Here is a 19,265-nt window from a genome sequence, read left to right as displayed (position 1 = left end):
TGTCAAAAACAGAGTCTTGTTTCAGGAAGATGACAACGGCCCCGGCAGGCGTCATGCAGACCGAAAATGCGCGCAATATTGCCGCTGGGACGATATTTTGGATACCGCCGGTTGACGGTTTGATGTAACAGCCATCGGCAAAGCGCCACAAAAGACGGAGAAGCATGGGATGAACGCTCCAGAAAAGCCGAACAACACCACTGGCCCGCGCAGCGGCGATCTGGACGAACAGGCCCTCTTCTATCACCGCTATCCTTCGCCCGGGAAACTCGAGATCCAGGCGACCAAGCCGCTCGGCAACCAGCGCGACCTGGCGCTCGCCTATTCACCCGGCGTCGCCGCACCCTGCCTTGCCATCCGCGACAATCCGGAGATGGCTGCCGACTACACCTCGCGCGCCAACCTCGTCGGCGTGATTTCCAACGGCACCGCCGTCCTTGGCCTCGGCAATATCGGCCCACTGGCCTCCAAGCCGGTCATGGAAGGCAAGGCCGTGCTTTTCAAGAAATTCGCCGACATCGATGTCTTCGACATCGAAGTGGATGAACCGACCGTCGACGGCATGGTGAGCACGATTTCCGCACTCGAACCGACATTCGGCGGCATCAACCTTGAAGACATCAAGGCGCCCGAATGCTTCGAGGTCGAGCAGCAGCTGCGCCAACGCATGAACATTCCGGTGTTCCACGACGACCAGCACGGCACCGCGATCATCGTCGCCGCGGCAGTGCTGAACGGTCTTGAACTTGCCGGCAAGGAAATCGACAAGGTCAAGATCGTCGCATCCGGCGCGGGTGCGGCGGCGCTCGCCTGCCTCAACCTGCTCGTCAGCCTCGGCGCCAAGCGCGAGAACATCTGGGTCCACGACATCGAGGGGCTGGTCTACGAAGGCCGCGAGGTCCTGATGGACCGCTGGAAGTCGATCTATGCGCAGAAGAGCGACAAGCGCGTGCTGGCCGATTCCATTGCCGACGCCGATGTCTTCCTCGGTCTGTCCGCCGCGGGCGTCCTGAATCCCGAACTCCTGGCCCAGATGGCCGAAAAGCCGCTGATCATGGCGCTCGCCAATCCGACGCCGGAAATCATGCCGGACCTCGCCCGCGAGGCGCGTCCCGACGCGATGATCTGCACCGGGCGATCGGACTTCCCGAACCAGGTCAACAACGTCCTCTGTTTCCCTTACATCTTCCGTGGTGCGCTCGATTGCGGCGCAACGACCATCAACGAAGAGATGAAGCTCGCCGCCGTGCGGGCGATCGCGGCGCTTGCCCGCGAGGAAGTGTCCGACGTGGCGGCTCGCGCCTATTCCGGCGAGACACCGGTCTTCGGCCCGACATACCTCATCCCGTCGCCCTTCGACCCGCGGCTGATCCTGCGCATCGCGCCGGCTGTCGCGAAGGCGGCCGAAGAAAGCGGCGTCGCGAGCCGGCCCATCACCGATTTCGACGCCTATCTCGACCAGTTGAACCGTTTCGTGTTCCGCTCCGGCTTCCTGATGAAGCCGATCTTCGCGGCCGCCAAGAGCGCCGAACGCAAGCGTGTGATCTTCTCCGAAGGCGAAGACGAGCGCGTACTGCGCGCCGCCCAGATCCTGCTCGAGGAAGGCATTGCCCGGCCGATCCTGATCGGTCGTCCGCAGATCCTCGAAATGCGCCTGAAGCGCTACGGCCTGAAGATCAGGCCCCATACCGATTTCGACGTGGTCAACCCGGAAGACGATCCGCGCTTCCGCGAATATGTCGACGATTATTTCGCGCTGGTCGGCCGACGCGGCGTCACCCCGGAAGCCGCCCGCACGATCGTGCGTACCAACCCGACGGTCATCGGTGCGCTAGCGGTCAAGCGCGGCGAAGCCGATGCGCAGATCTGCGGTCTCGAAGGCCGCTACGACCGGCATCTGCGCGATATCCGCCAGATCATCGGCAAGAAGGAAGGCGTGCTCGACTTCTCCGGCCTCAGCCTGCTGATCTCGCAGCGCGGCGCCACCTTCTTCACCGACACCTACGTCACCTACAATCCGTCGGCCGAAGAGATCGCGGAAATGACCATCATGGCCGCCCAGGAAATCCGCCGCTTCGGCATTACGCCGAAGGCCGCCCTTGTCTCGCATTCCAACTTCGGCTCGCGCGATTCGGAAAGTTCGGCGAAGATGCGCCGCGCCCTGGCGCTGGTGGAGGAAAAGGCGCCGGACCTGGAAGTCGACGGCGAAATGCATGGCGATTCTGCCATTTCCGAAGCATTGCGCAAGCGCGTCATGCCGCAAAGCCGGTTGACCGGAGAGGCCAATCTCCTCGTGTTCCCGAACCTCGACGCCGCCAACATCACGCTCGGCGTGGTCAAGACAATGATGGACGGCCTGCATGTCGGCCCCATCCTGCTCGGCGCCGCCCTGCCCGTGCACATCCTGTCGCCTTCGGTGACGTCGCGCGGCGTCGTCAACATGGCGGCCCTCTCCGTCGTCGAGGCATCGCAGCCGATCTGAGGGCACCCATGACACTGCTGCGGGCAAGCTGTCCCGTTTTGGTCAGCTTGCCGCAACGCACGCCTGTATTATGATGGCCAGCAAAGATCAGGTCCGCCTCTGCTTGCGGCGGGCGCATGGGATGGGCTGCGTGAGATAGGCGCCCGCCTGAAAAACCGGAGGCCTCCGACGTGGCAGCCAACCAGTTCGGCCTGATGATCCTGTCAATCTGCCTGGCTTTGCCGACGGCGGATCGGGCGCTGGCGCAGTCGGACGAGGTTTGCACGACGCTGTATCAGCAGTTGACCTCCGGCACCGAAGTCATCGGCACCACTATCCAGACCCGAGCCCTTCGCCGCGCCTTGCTGGACAAGGACCAGGAAATCCGCGCCGCCCGCCAGCGGCTGAGGGACATGGGCTGCTCGTCGGGCAGCGTCGTCGTCATCGGCGGCGCCAACCAGGATGCCTGCAATGCCCAACAGTCGGCCATCGACGGCATGCGAAAGGCACGTGATGAAATGGCCTCCGGCCGCTTGCCGATCTCCAACCGAAGCGGAGCGACGCGCGAGCAGCGACAGAAAATCCTCGACGCCATCGCCGCCAACGGATGCCAGAGCGACACGTTTCCAACGCTCGCCTCCACCGACCCGGACAGCGACACCGACATACGCCGGCCCGTCGAGACCTTCATCCCGCCACGCGAGGACAAGAAACACTTCTGGCCGTCGGCGATCCGCCCCACGCTCGGTTTCGAAGTTGGCAGTCCATTGAAGACCATGTGTGTCAGGACCTGTGACGGCGGCTTCTTCCCGATCTCGTCCAATGCCAGTCCCGCATCCTTTCAGCGGGACGCAGAGACCTGCGCGGCCATGTGTCCCGGAACGCAGACCGAACTGTTCTATTCCTCGCTTTATGACACCGAGACCGGCGACATGATTTCCGCCGCCACCGGTGAGCCATATTCGCAAATGTCGACGGTCAACCTCTACAAGCAGCGCAAGCCGGGCGCGGATCCCCAATGCGGCTGCGACATGGAAGCCTACTACAAGGACATCATGCGGCGCGAGAAGCTGCAGCAGACACCTGCCGGCGATGGCTACTCGACGATAACCACTGTCCCGTCACCCGCAAAGAAGCCGGTCGCAGAGGCGGTCACCCCATCGTCGCCGCTACCGGCTGCAGACGAACGCGACTATGATCCGGAAAAGCGGAATATCCGTCAGGTCGGCCCGTCCTTCATCGTCGGCGACGACATGACTGAAGCGCCGGAAAATCAGGAAAACTGAGCGGAAAGACAGGCGTGGCTTTTCAGGCGAACTGCTTGACGATACCCGCCACCGGATGCTCGCCCGACATGACGGCGCAGTTGCGTCCGGCGTCCTTGGCGGCATAGAGCGCCTCGTCGGCCAGCAGCACGAGCTCGCGCACGGACTGCGCCTGCTTGGGGAAGATCGCCGCCCCGGCACTGCCGCCCACCTGAAGGATCACGCCGTCATGGAGCACCGGAACCTGCGCGTCGCGCACGAGGCCGGTGGCGATCGCCATGACCTCGTCGCGGTCGATAACGCCATCGAGGAACGCCATGAACTCGTCACCGCCCAGACGCCCGACAAGTCCCTGCTTGCCGATACGGTCGCGCAGTCTGTTGGCAATGTCCTTCAGCACCGCATCTCCGGCGGTATGTCCGTAGCGGTCGTTTACCGCCTTGAAGAGGTCAAGGTCCATGGCGATCAGGGAGAACGGCCGCCGTTCGTCCGCCGCCTTGCCAAGCACCGCATCGAAGCCTGCCCGGTTGGCAAGACCGGTCAGCGCGTCATGATTGGCGAGAAAGCTGTTTCTCGCCTCGCTGCGCTGCAAGGCGTGCACCACCGAACCGAAACGCACGGCGATATAGCCGAGAACCAGAAGCGCGATCAGGACGGCGACGACCACCTTGGGGCCGGCCTTCGACCAGATATAGGCGTCTGGCGTGTTCGGCGTCCAGGCGACGAGATAAGGCCCATCCGTAAAGCCGTTGCCGACAGGCGTCGACGCATCGGCCGGATCCTTGCCCGCTTCGCTGACCACATGCAGGTTGCGGATATGCAGGCGCGCGTCCATCCCGGCAAGCATCGCCTTGGAAATCGGCTTCACGGTGATCAGGAGCCTCGGCCCGTTGAATGGCAAGACGCCGTCCGGGCTGCGCGGCACGACGCCCTGGACGACCACGATGCTCATCTCACCGAAAAGCATCCGCATGTCTGACGCATAGATGTCGGGCATCGGAAGCTCGAGCGAATCCGGATTCGGCGCCGAGCGTGTGATCGACAGACGGCCGCCATCATCCTTCAGGGCAGCGCGAAACTTCTGCTTCGCTTCGAAGATCAGATCGTCGATCCAGAACATCAGGTCGCCGGCGCTGCTGTCTTCCACGCGCTTGCCGTCCTTGATGGCCAGCAGCGGCGTGTTACCGGCGGAGGTGAAGACGACCCAGGCAAAGCCGAGATCACTCCATATCGAACGAACGGTAGGATCGGCGGCAAGAAGGTCAGCGCTGTTGGGCGCGCGCAAATAGTCGACGGTCCGGTCGGAATAGGAGAGTTCGGCCTGCAGCTTGGCGACCTGATCGATCTGATGCTGGAATTCCTGCTGCACCAGCTTGCGCTCGCTGGCGATCGCGAAGACCTCCGCCTGCTTGACCGAATAATCGAGGACCATGAAGCCCGCAGCCGCAAAGACACCCGCGATGACGGCACAGGCGAGATAGATGACCGGCACCATCCGGCTGCCCATCACGCTGGCACTTCGATACTGCATACTTGCCCCCTAGGCCACGTCCGGCGGAGGGAACATCATGCCCAACCACCTGATTGTGGACCAAACGTTAGCATGCAAGCAGCAACGAACGCTTAAACTGCAGAGTAAACAAACGCTAAAAGCACCACGAAATCAGCGGTCGCGGAACCGGTTGGTGATCGGATAGCGGCGGTCGCGGCCGAAGTTCTTCTTGGTGATCTTGACACCAGGGGCGGACTGCCGGCGCTTGTATTCGGCAATGTAGAGCAGATGCTCGACCCGATGCACGGTCGCCGCATCATGGCCACGCGCGACGATATCCTCGACCGACATCTCGCCCTCGACGAGGCATTCGAGAATGTCGTCGAGCACCGGATAAGGCGGCAACGAGTCCTGGTCCGTCTGGTCCGGCCGAAGCTCGGCGGACGGCGCCTTGTCGATGATGTTCTGCGGAATGACCTCGCCGGACGGTCCGAGGGCACCCGGCGGCACGTGCGCGTTGCGCCAGCGCGACAGCGCATAGACCTGCATCTTGTAGAGGTCCTTGATCGGATTGAACCCGCCGTTCATGTCGCCGTAGAGCGTGCAGTAGCCGACCGACATTTCCGACTTGTTGCCGGTCGTCACGACCATCGAGCCGAACTTGTTGGAGATCGCCATCAGGATCGTGCCGCGCGTGCGACTCTGCAGGTTCTCCTCGGTGATTCCGGCTTCTGTGTCCTCGAAGAGTTCGGAGAGCGCGGAGGTGAAACCTGTCACCGGCTCCTCGATCGGCACCGTATCATAGCGGCAGCCGAGCGCCAGCGCGCAGGCAGCCGCGTCTTTCAGCGAGTCCTGCGAGGTGTATCGATATGGCATCATCACGCAGCGCACCCGCTCTTCGCCGAGCGCATCGACGGCGATTGCCGCACAGATAGCCGAATCGATGCCGCCGGACAGGCCGAGGACGACGTTGCGGAAACCGTTCTTGTTCACGTAGTCGCGGAAACCCAGCATACAGGCACGGTAATCCGCCTCCTCCGGCTCCGGTATCTTGGACATCGGCCCGCCATCGCAGCGCCAGCCGTCCTCGCCAAGTCGCCAGGTGGTGACGGCGAGCGTTTCCTCGAACTGGCTCATCTGGAAGGCGAGCGTGTTGTCGGCGTTGAAGGCGAAGGAAGCGCCGTCGAATACGAGCTCGTCCTGGCCGCCAACCTGGTTCGCGTAGACAAGCGGCAAGCCGCTTTCGATCACCTGACGCAGCGCCACCTGGTGGCGGACGTCCAGCTTCTCGCGGTAATAGGGCGAGCCGTTGGGCACGAGCAGAATGTCGGCGCCAGCCTCGGCCAGCGTTTCGCAGACGCCCGCATCGTTCCAGATTTCCTCGCAGATCGGAATGCCGATGCGCACGCCCCGGAAATTGTAGGGCCCGGTGATGCTGCCTTCGGTGAAGACGCGCTTCTCGTCGAACTCGCCGTAGTTCGGCAGGTCGATCTTGTCGCGCACGGCAACGATCCTGCCACCGTCAAGAAGGGCTACCGAATTGTGCCGGCCCTTTTCACCTTGGCGCGGGAAGCCGATGACGACGCCCGGACCGCCATCGGCCGTGTCGGCCGCCAGCTCCTCAACCGCCTTCAGGCAGACCTTCAGGAACGCCGGCTTCAGCACCAGATCCTCGGGCGGATAGCCGGAGATGAAAAGCTCCGTCAACAGCAGAAGGTCCGCGCCCTGCGCCGCCGCGTCGGCACGGGCGGCACGGGCTTTTTGCAGGTTGCCGGCAATGTCGCCAAGCGTGGGATTGCCTTGCGCAATCGCAATTCGAATGAGCTTTGGATCGGGCGTTTCTGTCGTCATGAGCGACGTTTAGCGCGACTTGCGCCGGCCTGCAACGCGAGATCACCGGGCGCTTCGCATTTGCCGGTTTTGCCTGCTGTCCGAGCGGCAGCGCAACAGAATTGCCACGCACGAAATATTTCATTCATGCTCGGTTCAGGCGCCCTTCTGTAAGTATCGTGACAGTCGTATGACGCTTGCATGAAACTTTTGTGAAATCTGGAGATTTCCTTGGCCTATTTCATATCCGGTGCGCCTGCCCAGAATGCTTATCTTGACGCAGGCGGCACCGCTACCCGCCGCGGTCATCAGGCAACTGTTTTTGCATCGGCCCTGCTCGCGACACTGTTCCTGTCTTTCCTGACGGTCTTCGTCGTCGAATGGATCTCGCGCGGATCGCTGCCGGAAGCACTCTCCTATTTCGCAACCTTCGCCCAGCCGTCCTGGACCACCGTTGGCGTCGTCTTTCTTGCCTATCTGGCCGGTGACGCGCTGCTCGGCCGCGAGCACAAGGCTATCCTGATCTTCGCGCCTCTGCTGGTCGGCATGGCGGTCGTCAACTCGCAGAAGCAGCTCTATCTGTCCGATCCCTTCTACCCGTCCGACATGCTGTTCGGCCGGCAGATCATGGAACTGATGCCTGCACTCGTCAGCGACCGGCCGCTCACCGCAATCCTGCTTGCCGTGGGCACGATCGTCGTTGCCGCAGCGGTCATCGGCTCCTGGATTTTCGCCTGGCGCACCTTTCCGCGGCTTTCGGCTCGCCAGCGCATCCTGCGGCTTGCCGTCGCCCTGCCGCTGATCGCGGGCTTTGCCCACATGATGGACTACTCGAAGTTCTTCTGGCTGCGCGACCGCCTGCAGGCCGTGCCGATGATGTGGGACCAGAAGGAGAACTACAAGCACAACGGTTTCATCCTCGCCTTCCTCTTCAACGTGCCGATGGCCCACGTCGCCGCGCCCGCCGGCTACGGCCCGGATGCGATCGGTGCGATCCAGAAGGAGCCTGTGGGCCTCGCCGTGCCGGCCAACTACCGTCAGAAGCCTGACGTCATCGTGCTGATGAGTGAATCCTTCTGGGATCCGACCCGGCTCCCGAATGTGAAGCTCTCGCCCGATCCGATGCCCTTCATCCGTTCGATCCAGGGAGGACACGTCTTCTCGCCGGAATTCGGCGGCATGACGCCGAACATCGAGTTCGAGGCGCTGACCGGCTTCTCCAATGCCTTCCTGCCGTGGGGCAGCATTCCCTACCAGCAATATGTCCGCCGCCCCCTGCCCTCGCTCGCGACCTTCTTCAAGAGCGAAGGCTACACAACGCGCGCCATCCATCCCTTCCAGGAATGGTTCTGGAACCGCTCGAACGTCTACAAGGACTTCGGCTTCGACGAGTTCATGTCCGAGGACAAGATGCCGCCGATGGAAAAGCGCGGGATCTTCGCCTCCGACGAGTCGCTGATGAAGGAAATCATGCGCGAAGCCGACGAGGTCGAAGAACCCTTCTTCTTCTTCGCCGTCACCCTGCAGGGCCATGGCCCGTATGAGCCGCACCGCTACAAGGTCAACACGATCTCCGTCGATGGCAACATTCCGGAAGACGACCGCGAGCGCATCGCCACCTATGCCCAGGGAGTCAAGGAAGCGGACGACAGCCTCAAGCGTCTGACCGAATGGGCAAAGACGCGCGATCGCGAGACGATCATCGTCCTCTTCGGCGACCATCTGCCGCCGCTCGGAACCGCCTATGTCAGCGGTGGCTACATGGAGCAGCAGACAGCCCTGCGCCGCGCCCCCGCCGACCAGATGAAACGGGAGCACGAAACGCCGCTGCTGATCTGGTCGAGCAAGACCGGGCCGGTCAAGGACATCGGCACGATCAGCCCCGCACTGCTGCCCTATCGCATCCTCAAGCTCGCCGGCATGGAACATCCCTACTACACCGGCTTCCTTGGCGACGTGTCCAAGCACTACGACATCCTCGACCGCTACATGCTGGAACAGGCCTCCGGCAAGGATGTCTCCGGCTGGCAGCAGAAGAAGGGCGTGGCGCCGTTGATCCGCGATTACCGCTTCCTCCAGCATGACATAATGTTTGGCAAGGAATACGGTTTGAAGCGGTTCTTCCCCGAAAGGGGCGGTGCTATAGATATCGGCACCTGATCCACCGCGCCCATCGGCCATAGACGGTTGACACCATGAAACCGATCGACCTTGCCCAGAAACTGTTCGGCAAATCGCATGAGCAACTCGGCGAAACCGAACGACGGGTGCTCAAGCACATCAGCGAGCGTCGCACGCTTTCGACCGACACGAACGAAGCGTTCGACGCCGACAAGACCTTCGGCGAGCGGCTTGCCGACAACATTGCCACCTTCGGCGGCTCCTGGAGCTTCATCATCAGCTTCGGCGTCTTCATGGCCTTCTGGGTCATCGCCAACACCATCCTGCTCACCCGTGACGTCTTCGACCCCTATCCCTTCGTCTTCCTCAATCTGGTGCTCTCCATGCTGGCGGCCCTCCAGGCGCCGATCATCATGATGTCGCAGAACCGGCAGGCGGCCCGCGACCGTTTCGAGGCCGCAAAGGACTACGAGGTCAACCTGAAGGCCGAGCTGGAAGTGCTCGCCCTGCACCAGAAGATCGACATGCAGGTGCTCGGCGAGATCGCAAGGCTGCGCGAGGACGTCGCCCGCCTCACCCAGGCGCTCGACCGACGATCTGACGACGCGACCTTGCAGTAAGGAATATCACCCGGCGCTCGAGCCGGGAAACTGCGGCAGGCCGTCCTTGATCTCGTAATAGTCGCCCTTGTCGGCGCAATAGATGTGCCGCGTCAGAACAAGCGTCGTCGGCAAGTCGAATACGCCGGCGCCGACCGACGTGTAATCCCGACCTTCCCTTTTCCAGAACAGGAACGAGCCGCACACCCGGCAGAAGCCGCGGAGAATACCGGGTGTCGCCGAATACCACGTCACGCCATCCGCGCCATCAATCTCCAGTTCCTCGTCAGACACATTGATCGATGCCCAGAAGTGGCCCGACTGACGGCGGCACTGGCTGCAGTGGCAGGCGACGACCTTGCTGAGTTCGCCGTGCGCGCGAAACCGCACCGCGCCGCAAAGGCATCCGCCCGAATGGATCTGAAAGTCTGTCGACATTGCCGTAGTCTCCCCGCAAATGATGAAGGGCCAGCATCGCTGCCGGCCCTTCGAATGCAAGTTCAATCGACTGAAACGATCGATCAGCGCCGCTGATCAGCCGTTGACGACCATGCGCTTCTCGTCATGGGCTTCCTTCATGCGCTCGGCGAGAAGGAAGGCGAGCTCGAGAGCCTGGTCGGCGTTGAGACGCGGGTCGCAATGCGTGTGGTAACGGTCGGCAAGATCGTCGCCGGTCAGCGCGCGCGCCCCGCCGGTGCATTCCGTCACGTTCTTGCCGGTCATTTCGAAATGGACGCCGCCCGGATGGGTGCCTTCCGAACGATGGATCTGGAAGAAGCTTTCGACTTCCGACAGGACGCGTTCGAACGGACGGGTCTTGTAGCCGTTGAGCGTGATCGTGTTGCCGTGCATCGGATCGCAGGACCAGACGACCTTGCGGCCTTCCTTTTCGACGGCACGGATCAGGCGCGGCAGATTGTCGGCAACCTTGTCGTGGCCGAAGCGGCAGATCAGCGTCAGGCGGCCGGCCTCGTTGGCCGGGTTCAGGATGTCGATCAGCTCGATCAGTCCGTCGGCGGTCATCGACGGGCCGCACTTCAGGCCGATCGGGTTCTTGATGCCGCGGCAGAACTCGACATGCGCATGGTCGGGCTGACGGGTACGGTCGCCGATCCAGATCATATGGCCGGAGGTCGCGTACCAGTCGCCAGACGTGGAATCGACGCGGGTCAGCGCCTGTTCGTAGCCGAGCAGCAGCGCCTCATGGCTGGTGAAGAAATCCGTCTCGCGCAGAGAATGGTTGTTCTCGGACGTGATGCCGATCGCCCGCATGAATTCCATGGTCTCGGAAATGCGGTCGGCGAGCTTGCGGTAACGTTCCGCCTGCGGGCTGTCCTTGACGAAACCGAGCATCCACTGGTGAACGTTTTCCAGATTGGCGTAGCCGCCCATCGCGAAGGCGCGCAGCAGGTTGAGCGTCGCGGCCGACTGACGGTAGGCCATGATCTGGCGTTCCGGGCTCGGAATACGGGCTTCCGGCGTGAACTCGATGCCGTTGATGATGTCGCCGCGGTAGCTCGGCAGTTCCACGTCACCCTGCTTCTCGATGTTCGAGGAGCGCGGCTTGGCGAACTGGCCGGCAATGCGGCCGACCTTGACGACCGGCAGCTGCGCGCCGAAGGTCAGCACGACGGCCATCTGCAGGAAGGCGCGGAAAAAGTCGCGGATGTTGTCGGCGCCGTGTTCGGCAAAGCTTTCGGCGCAATCGCCGCCCTGCAGCAGGAAGCTGTCGCCATTGGCGACGCTTGCGAGCGCGGACTTCAGGCGACGCGCCTCGCCTGCGAATACCAGCGGCGGGTACGTGGCGAGCCGCTCCTCGGTCGCCTTGAGAACCGCCTGATCCGGATAGTCCGGCACCTGCTGGATGGGCTTGTTGCGCCAGCTGTCGGGTGTCCAAGTCTGTGCCATGTCAATCACCTACTCATGTTCCGGCCGATCGTCCGGACGTACGTCTTCTTCAAGTTGGCGGCTTATAGCGTCTGAACGGCCGCATGTATAGCGCCAATCGCCGGCAATACCTGCTGCTCCTGCGACAACAACCGGTGGCAACTGCGATCGATCAGGACGCGGGACGCCGGCACTTCCGTCGGCGTCTCCGACTGTATTGAAAAGGTCTTCAGACCCGCTCGCCGTTCCGGATCCGGTATGTCGGCGAATACATCGTCACCAGTTCCTCCGACGCCGTCGGATGCACGGCCATGGTGCGGTCGAAGTCGTCCTTCGTGCAGCCCGCCTTGAGCGTGATGCCGAGGAGCTGCGCCATTTCGCCTGCGTCGTGGCCGAGAATATGCGCGCCGACGACCTTCCGGTCCGCGGCATTGACGATCAGCTTCATCAGCGTCTTCTCCTGCCGCCCGGAGAGCGTCGCCTTCAGCGGCCGGAATTCCGCCCTGTAGACCTCGATCTCTTCAAAGGCCTTCGAGGCATCCTCCTCGCTGAAGCCGACGGTGCCGATCTCCGGCTGGGAGAACACGGCAGTCGCGATTAGATCATGATCCGGCGACGTCGGGTTGCCCTTGAACTCCGTCTCGATGAAGCACATCGCCTCGTGAATGGCGACCGGGGTCAGCTGTACCCGATCGGTGACATCGCCAAGCGCGAAAATGGATGAAACGTTCGTGCGGGAATATTCGTCGACGACGATCGCACCCTTCGAATTCGTCTCGACGCCAGCATTCTCCAGCCCGAGCGTCTTGGTATAGGGATCGCGGCCGAGCGCCAGCATCACCTGGTCGACATTCAGCACCTCGCCGCCCTTCAGCCGTGCGGCCCGGCCACCGCTCGACGTCTCGCGCACGTCCTCGATGACGTCTTGGCAGATGATGCGGATCCCCTTGGCTTCCATCGCCTCATGCAGCTTGCGGCGCAAATCCAAATCGAAGCGCGACAGGATTTCCTTGCCGCGGTAGACGAGCGTCGTTTCCACGCCGAGGCCGTGAAAGATGTTCGCGAACTCGACCGCGATATAGCCGCCACCGGCGACCAGGATGGATTTCGGCAAGGCCTCCAGGTGGAATGCCTCATTCGACGAAATGCAGAGTTCGTGGCCCGGCAGGGAGTCATGCGGGTTCGGAGCGCCGCCCACGGCGATCAGGATGCGCTCGGCGGTGACCACCTGCCCCGTGCTGACCAGCCGCACCGCGTTCGGCCCCTCGATCAGCGCCCGCGTCTCGAATACCTCGGCGCCGGCATTGGTGACGCCCTTGCGATAGAGGCCTTCCAGCCGTTCGATTTCCTTGTCCTTCGCGGCAATCAGGGCCTTCCAGTCGAAGCGGCTCTCGCCGACGGTCCAGCCGAAGCCGGCGGCATCCTCGAAATGCTCACTGAACTGCGAGGCATAGACGAAGAGCTTCTTGGGAACGCAGCCGCGGATGACGCAGGTGCCGCCGAAGCGGTACTCCTCGGCAATCGCCACCTTCTTTCCCATGGACGCCGCAAGCCGGGCGCTGCGCACGCCGCCGGAGCCTCCACCAATGACAAACAGATCATAATCGAAGGAAGGCATGGGCGACTCCGGAGTGCAGCAGGAACTTTGAATGTGAAATGCCTAAGCCATATGGGCATGTCAGGCAAAAAAGAAAAGCCCGGCGGACCGGGCTTTTCATGGGATATGACGTAACGGCAATCAGGGCTTGGGAGCCGGCGCTGCGTCGGTTGCGGCCGGTGCCGGCTGCTGAGCCTTGATCTTGGCGTCCATCTCCTTGGCCACGGCTGCCGACAGGTCGCGCGACACACCGGACGCCCAGATCTGAGCCGCCTTGTTGAGTTCGCGGGCGGCGATCGGGTTGTACTTCAGGAACTTCTTGCCGAGATCCGAGGAATAGAAGGTCGAGATCTGGTTGAGTTCCTCGAGCGTGAATTCCTTGGCGTAGATGATCGCGGCTTCATGCTCGAGGTCGCCGCGACGCTTGGCAATTTCAAGCGCCTGCTCGTCAACGGTTTCGTTGATTTCCTTCTCCAGGTTCGGAGAAGCCTGGATGAGCTGCGCCTTCAGGCTGGAAGCGATCTGCGGAAGGATGTTGTCGAACGGAGTGGTGGCGCCAAGTGCGTCAAGAACGGTGTAAGCCGCCTTGACCTGCGCTTCGCTCGGGTCGTCCGCCCTTGCCACGGATCCGAAAGCCAGACCGGAAAAAATAAGGGTCACGATTGCCGCCCGGCCAAGACCAGCGAATTTCATCATGCGCTTCAAGCTCCTGTTTTCTATTCTGCCTGCAGGGACCGCACGCCGTCGGCGCCGGCTATGATTGCAAGCGAAGCGATGTTGATAAACAGCCCGTGTTCCACCACACCGGCTATTGAAAAAAGTTCTGCCGACAAGGCCTCTGCATCAGGAATACGGCCAAATGATGCATCCAGAATGTAGTGCCCGCCGTCGGTCGTAAACAGCTCGTCGTCCCGTGTATGCCGCCACGTGAGGGCACCGGAAAGACCGAGCCGGGAGGCCGCTTTCTCGACCGCGAGAAGCGTCGAGGCACTGCCGAACGGGTTGATCTCGATCGGTAACGGATAGGCGCCGAGGGTCTCGACCACCTTGCTCTCGTCGGCAATGACGATCATCCGGTCGGAAGCCGTCGCGACGATCTTTTCGCGCAACAGCGCACCGCCGCCGCCCTTGATCAGCCGCAACCGGCTGTCCAGTTCGTCCGCGCCGTCGATCGTCAAATCGAGATGGGGAAGTTCGTCCAGGGATTTCAATGGGACCCCGAGTTCGAGGCAGAGCCTGGCGGTCCGTTCGGATGTCGGCACGCCCTCGACCGACATGCCGTCGGCGACCTTCTCGGCCAGCAGCCGGACAAATTCCTCGGCCGTCGATCCTGTACCGATGCCGAGACGCATTCCATTCTCGACGTGAGCAAGCGCCGCCGCGGCAGCCTTGATCTTCATTTGACGGGCGTCCATGCGCCACGTTCCTCCCTTTATTGCACCGGAGTGCTGTTTACACGGCTGAAGCGCCAAACGAAAGCCCCAAGCGCGATCGAAACCGGACATTGCATTCCGTCCCGCCTTCGCTTACCGAACCTCAATCGCTCCCGCTTCAAAGAAAGGCCACCCATGACCTCGCCCGTAGTCGTCTTCGACCTCGATGGCACGCTCATCGACACCGCCACTGACCTCGTGACGACCATCAATTACACGATCGGCACGGCCGGTCTGGCGCCCGTCACCTATGACGATCTGACCTTTCTCGTCGGCCAGGGCGCACGCACGATGATCGAACGCGCCTTTTCCATGCGCGGTGAAAGCCTCGACGAGGCGCGATTGACCGAATTGATGGGCGTCTTCGTCGAGCACTACCGCGCCGGCATGCCGGGCGAGAGCGCGCCCTACCCCGGCGTCGTCTCGGCCATGGAGCGGCTGACGGATGCCGGCTACAAGCTGGCCGTCTGCACCAACAAGATGGAATCGCTCGCGGTCCGGCTGCTGGACGGCCTCGACCTGTCCAAGCATTTTGCCGCTGTCACCGGCGGCGATACCTTTCCCGTGCGCAAGCCCGATGCCCGTCACCTGACGGAAACGATCGCGCGCGCCGGCGGCACGCTGAACGGCAGTGTCATGATCGGTGACAGTGTCAACGACATCATGGCCGCCCGCAACGCCAACGTTGCGTCGATCGCCGTACCGTTCGGCTATTCGGACGTACCCGTCGCCGAGCTCTCTCCGGGACGGATCATCGCCCATTACGACGAACTGACGCCCGGCCTCGTCCGCGAGCTGACGCGCGCCTGAGCGCCTGAGCGCCTGATCGTCCAATGAAAAAGGCGGCCCGAGAGCCGCCTTTTTTGTGCGAAAATTTCCGCTTCCCGCTCAGCTGTTTGCGCGGACGTCGCTCGTCGCCTTGAAGGCGCGATCGAGATACATGTCGCGGCTGTAGACATCGTCGAAATATTCCACGACGCCGTCCTTGTTCGGCCAGGCGGTGAAATAGGAAACGTAGACCGGGAACTTCTGCGGCAACGGCACGGCGCGGTTCTGGCCGCTGGCAATTTCCTGGTTCACGTAATCGACATTCTCACCAAGCACGGCAGCCGCCATCTGGCGGGGTTCGGCGAGGCGCACGCAACCATGGCTGAGGGCGCGCACGTCGCGCTGGAAGAAGCTCTTGGCCGGCGTGTCGTGCATGTAGATCGCATGCGCGTTCGGAAACAGGATCTTCAGGTCGCCCAGCGCATTGCTGCTGCCCGGCAGCTGACGCACGTCGACGCGCGGCGCGCGGCTCCAGTCGATTGCCGAGGACGACACCTTGCGGCCGTTATAGCTGACTTCGTAGCCGTTGCGGTCGAGATAGCTCGGATCGCGGCGCAGCTTCGGCAGCATCTCGTTGATGATGATCGACTGCGGCACGCCCCAGTACGGATTGAACTCGACCGTCTGGATCTCGTCCTGGAAGAAGTAGGTCTGGTGGTTCGGCTGGCCGACCACGACCTTCATCGACAGCTGCTCCTGGCCGCCATTGATGTAATAGGCCTTGTAGGCGGGCTGGTTGATGAAGACGTAGCGAGGACCGAGATTGTTCGGCAGCCAGCGGGAGCGCTCCATGGCGGCAACGATCTTGTTGATCTTCGCCTGGTTGGTTTCGCCGACCATCGCGTTGATCGTGTTCTTGCCGATGATGCCGTCAGGGCCAAGGCCCGCTTCCTTCTGGAAGCCCTTGACGAGGTCGACCAGTTCCGGCGTGTAGTCCGGGGTCCCCTGGTAGCTTGCCAGTACCGGCGCAAAGCTGGTCTTCAGCTCCTCGGTACCGTGCTTGCGGATCGCGGCAACGACGTTGGCGAGTTCCGGATCGCTCATGCCGGGCTTGATGAAGGTGCCGGGCGCGATCACGATCTGGTCCTGGTCCTTGGCTTCCGCCTGCAGACGCGCCAGTTCAGCCTTCAGTGCCTGGAAATGCTTTTCGGTCGGCTGGCGCTTGTCGAGATAGCTCGCAACATCGGTCGACAGCGACAGAATCGGCAGGATGGCCTTCAGGTTGACGGTCTTCAGCTTGAAGTCGTGATAGCCGGAAATCTTGTTGGGATCGACGCGACCGCGAATGTCGTCCTGCACATAGGCAAGCACCTTCGTCGACAGCTCCAGTTCGAACTGCATGAGCTCATGGTTGCGCGCGACCGGATCGGCGGCGTCATAGCTGTCGGACGGCACCTTGACCGAATAATCGGACGGGTCGAGGCCAACGGATGCTGCTTCCTCGAGCTTGGCAACGGCGGCCTTTGCCTTGTCCGTCACCGTCATGCCGGAGACCCAGATCAACGGCTGGCCGCCGCTGTAGTAGGCTTCAACGGCGGCAGCGATATCGTTGGTGGCCCGCACGCGCGCATCGGCCAGCGACTGGCGCTGGTTCGCCCCCGCATCGGTCGACACCTTGACGACGCTGGAACCGTCCTCGTTGACCGAACCGGTGGTGATTTCGTCGGTGGCGTTCTCGGCCTTGATCGCGATCTTCACCAGCCGCATCGCTTCCGGCTTGTAGGTGTAGTAGCGCGGCGAGGATACCGTCGGCGTCGGATCGTAATCATCGGCGCTGATCAGGTTGCGGGACTGGGACTGGCCGGGAGGGGGAGTGAGAACACTGCGGTCACGTTCGCTCGTCCGACCGCGGATGATGTCCATCAGCGTGAGAGCATGTGCCGGCGCCGCTACGCCTGCCGCCGCCGCGCAGCCGAGCATGATTGCCAACATTGACGCGGATGCATGTTTAGAAAGGGTCATACGTGTTTCCAGTTCCCGTAATTCAGTCCAGTTTTGGTGCCGGCCTCTAGCCTTCGTCGAAAGCGGAGCGGCACCGTTTCATTGGCATTCTGCGATGATTTCCCGGTCTACCGCTGCCCAAGCAGACCGTAACGCCCATCGGCCGCAAATCAGCCAGGACTCCCTTTGTCCTGTTTAGCCGATAAGACTTAAATTGAAAAGAAATTGGCAAAACCGTGACCGTTGTTTGACCTGTCACAATTCCGTGAAATGTCTGCACTCCATCCCGATTTCTTAGTTAATTTTATGAAAATACATCTTAATTTTTTATGAATACCTCAAGCCCCTGCCCGGCCCATTTCACGCTGCTGTCGGCCGCGGGCCTGCAAAGCGAAACGCCGTGTCAAAAATGGCACGATCATAAAGCGAACAATTGGGGGCAGACGCGTTGAGCCGCTCAGATTTCCGACTTCGGCTCGGCCAAAAACCACCGGCAGAACAGGAATGCCAGGACCGCCGAAGCAAGCTGCGCGGCGATGAAGGCTGGCGCGTCGGCGGGCCGAATGCCCGCGAATGTGTGCGAGAAGGCACGCGCAATGGTCACCGCCGGATTGGCGAAGGACGTCGACGCGGTGAACCAGTAGGCGGCCGTTATATAGAGCCCGACGCAGGCCGGCACCGCCTGGGGTCTGGATTTCAGCGCTCCGAGGATGACGGTGACCAGCCCGAAGGTGGCAACCCCCTCGGCCAGCCATTGGCCCGGCCCGCTTCTGATCTTGTCCGAATGCTGCAGTAGATCGAGCCCGAACATCATGTGCGCCGCCCAGACGCCGGCGATGGCGCCAAGCACCTGCATCACGACATAGCCGAGCGCCAGATCGAGGCGGATCTCCCTTCGAAGACAGAAGACCAGAGTAACCGCGGGATTGAAATGCGCGCCCGAGACCGGACCGAACACCGTGATCAGCACGAACAGGATTGCGCCCGTCGGGATCGTGTTGCCGAGAAGCGCGACGGCAACGTTACCGCCGGCCAGCGCCTCCGCCATGATCCCCGACCCGACGACGGTCGCCAGCAGAAATGCGGTACCAAGAAACTCGGCGACGAAGTTACGAGAAATCATCAACCGAATGTCCACACATTTCCATTCGCGTCAGACATACCGCCAATCATGACGCGTTCGGCCTTCAGCAAAGTCACGTTCACGCTAACGGCCGACAGCACACGAAACCCATATGCCTCCCTGAACGCGGCGCGGCGATCCCGTACCGAATTATCCGTGTGGAGAATACCGACGCTCAATGTACGGCTTCCTGACTGCCAATAGAATCTATGTGCTTCTGCAGGGACAGACGGTCCAGATCCGCAAGGGGCAGATTGACGAAAATCGAAATTCGATTGTTCAGCATGCGGTATGTCTCCGCGAATGCCAGCCCCTTCTGACTGTCGTTGCCCTCGACTGCAGCGGGGTCGGGTACGCCCCAGTGCGCGGTCATCGGCTGTCCGGGCCAGACCGGACAACTTTCTCCCTTCGCATTATCGCAAACCGTGAAGACGAAATCCATCTGGGGCGCATCCGGTCCGGCAAACTCGTCCCAGCTCTTGGACCGGAGACCGGAGACATCGTAGTGCAGCGACCTCAAAAGCTCGACGGCATGGGGATTGACTTCGCCCTTGGGGTAGGAACCGGCCGAATAGCCGATGAACTTGCCCGCCCCTGCGCGGTTCATGCAGGCCTCAGCGATAATCGAGCGCGCCGAATTTCCGGTGCACAGAAACAGGACATTGTAGATCTTCCCCATGGGCCTCTC

At 62.0% G+C, this 19,265-nt stretch carries 15 protein-coding genes; 5 read left to right on the top strand and 10 right to left on the bottom strand.

The window, feature by feature from the left end; genetic code table 11:
• Nucleotides 1-169 precede the first annotated feature (169 nt).
• Together ACU5AY_RS06750 and ACU5AY_RS06745 are read left to right on the top strand one after the other, a co-directional pair.
• On the top strand, nucleotides 170-2,482 hold the full coding sequence (locus ACU5AY_RS06750) for an NADP-dependent malic enzyme (protein ID WP_446828488.1): 2,313 nt from the start codon (nucleotides 170-172) through the stop codon (nucleotides 2,480-2,482).
• 170 nt (nucleotides 2,483-2,652) lie between these two features.
• Nucleotides 2,653-3,747, top strand: a complete 1,095-nt coding sequence (locus ACU5AY_RS06745) for a DUF2865 domain-containing protein (protein ID WP_446828487.1) — start codon at nucleotides 2,653-2,655, stop codon at nucleotides 3,745-3,747.
• 22 nt (nucleotides 3,748-3,769) lie between these two features.
• On the opposite strand, the gene ACU5AY_RS06740 is transcribed toward ACU5AY_RS06745, so the two are convergent.
• Both ACU5AY_RS06740 and ACU5AY_RS06735 read right to left on the bottom strand, forming a co-directional pair.
• Nucleotides 3,770-5,257 carry a GGDEF domain-containing protein gene (locus tag ACU5AY_RS06740; protein WP_446828486.1) on the bottom strand — a complete coding sequence of 496 codons (1,488 nt, stop codon included), beginning with the start codon at nucleotides 5,255-5,257 and terminating at the stop codon, nucleotides 3,770-3,772.
• Nucleotides 5,258-5,389: 132 nt separating this feature from the next.
• Nucleotides 5,390-7,069 (bottom strand): NAD+ synthase, encoded by a 1,680-nt coding sequence (locus tag ACU5AY_RS06735; protein WP_446828485.1) that lies wholly within the window; start codon nucleotides 7,067-7,069, stop codon nucleotides 5,390-5,392.
• Nucleotides 7,070-7,279: 210 nt separating this feature from the next.
• On the opposite strand from ACU5AY_RS06735, the gene ACU5AY_RS06730 reads away from it, so the two are divergent.
• Entirely contained in the window at nucleotides 7,280-9,208 is a 1,929-nt protein-coding gene (locus tag ACU5AY_RS06730) for an LTA synthase family protein (RefSeq protein ID WP_446823952.1), read from the top strand.
• A gap of 35 nt (nucleotides 9,209-9,243) precedes the next feature.
• Entirely contained in the window at nucleotides 9,244-9,789 is a 546-nt protein-coding gene (locus ACU5AY_RS06725; protein WP_446823951.1) for a DUF1003 domain-containing protein, read from the top strand.
• Between the two features lie 6 nt (nucleotides 9,790-9,795).
• On the opposite strand, the gene ACU5AY_RS06720 is transcribed toward ACU5AY_RS06725, so the two are convergent.
• The 5 genes from ACU5AY_RS06720 to rpiA form a co-directional block, all read right to left on the bottom strand.
• Entirely contained in the window at nucleotides 9,796-10,206 is a 411-nt protein-coding gene (locus ACU5AY_RS06720) for a GFA family protein (protein ID WP_446828484.1), read from the bottom strand.
• Nucleotides 10,207-10,302: 96 nt separating this feature from the next.
• Nucleotides 10,303-11,676 (bottom strand): class II 3-deoxy-7-phosphoheptulonate synthase, encoded by a 1,374-nt coding sequence (locus ACU5AY_RS06715; RefSeq protein ID WP_446828483.1) that lies wholly within the window; start codon nucleotides 11,674-11,676, stop codon nucleotides 10,303-10,305.
• A gap of 208 nt (nucleotides 11,677-11,884) precedes the next feature.
• On the bottom strand, nucleotides 11,885-13,273 hold the full coding sequence (gene gor, locus ACU5AY_RS06710; protein ID WP_446828482.1) for a glutathione-disulfide reductase: 1,389 nt from the start codon (nucleotides 13,271-13,273) through the stop codon (nucleotides 11,885-11,887).
• 120 nt (nucleotides 13,274-13,393) lie between these two features.
• Nucleotides 13,394-13,948, bottom strand: coding sequence for a DUF2059 domain-containing protein (locus ACU5AY_RS06705; protein WP_446823947.1), 555 nt, complete (start codon nucleotides 13,946-13,948; stop codon nucleotides 13,394-13,396).
• Nucleotides 13,949-13,968: 20 nt separating this feature from the next.
• Complete coding sequence (gene rpiA / locus ACU5AY_RS06700) at nucleotides 13,969-14,667, bottom strand: ribose-5-phosphate isomerase RpiA (RefSeq protein ID WP_446828961.1); 699 nt, start codon at nucleotides 14,665-14,667, stop codon at nucleotides 13,969-13,971.
• 153 nt (nucleotides 14,668-14,820) lie between these two features.
• On the opposite strand from rpiA, the gene ACU5AY_RS06695 reads away from it, so the two are divergent.
• A complete protein-coding gene (locus tag ACU5AY_RS06695) occupies nucleotides 14,821-15,495 on the top strand; it encodes an HAD family hydrolase (RefSeq protein WP_446823946.1) in 675 nt (224 codons plus the stop codon).
• A gap of 78 nt (nucleotides 15,496-15,573) precedes the next feature.
• Here ACU5AY_RS06695 and ACU5AY_RS06690 read toward each other — a convergent pair whose 3' ends face one another.
• From ACU5AY_RS06690 to ACU5AY_RS06680, 3 genes are all read right to left on the bottom strand, one after another.
• Complete coding sequence (locus tag ACU5AY_RS06690) at nucleotides 15,574-17,475, bottom strand: L,D-transpeptidase family protein (RefSeq protein ID WP_446828481.1); 1,902 nt, start codon at nucleotides 17,473-17,475, stop codon at nucleotides 15,574-15,576.
• Nucleotides 17,476-17,911: 436 nt separating this feature from the next.
• Nucleotides 17,912-18,577, bottom strand: a complete 666-nt coding sequence (locus ACU5AY_RS06685) for an MIP/aquaporin family protein (protein ID WP_446828480.1) — start codon at nucleotides 18,575-18,577, stop codon at nucleotides 17,912-17,914.
• Between the two features lie 175 nt (nucleotides 18,578-18,752).
• Entirely contained in the window at nucleotides 18,753-19,256 is a 504-nt protein-coding gene (locus ACU5AY_RS06680) for an arsenate reductase ArsC (RefSeq protein ID WP_446823943.1), read from the bottom strand.
• Nucleotides 19,257-19,265: the final 9 nt, after the last annotated feature.

Source organism: Rhizobium sp. PAMB 3174 (assembly GCF_052908375.1).
The sequence above is the reverse complement of the archived record's forward strand: the minus strand, read 5'-3'. Positions and strand labels throughout refer to the sequence as shown.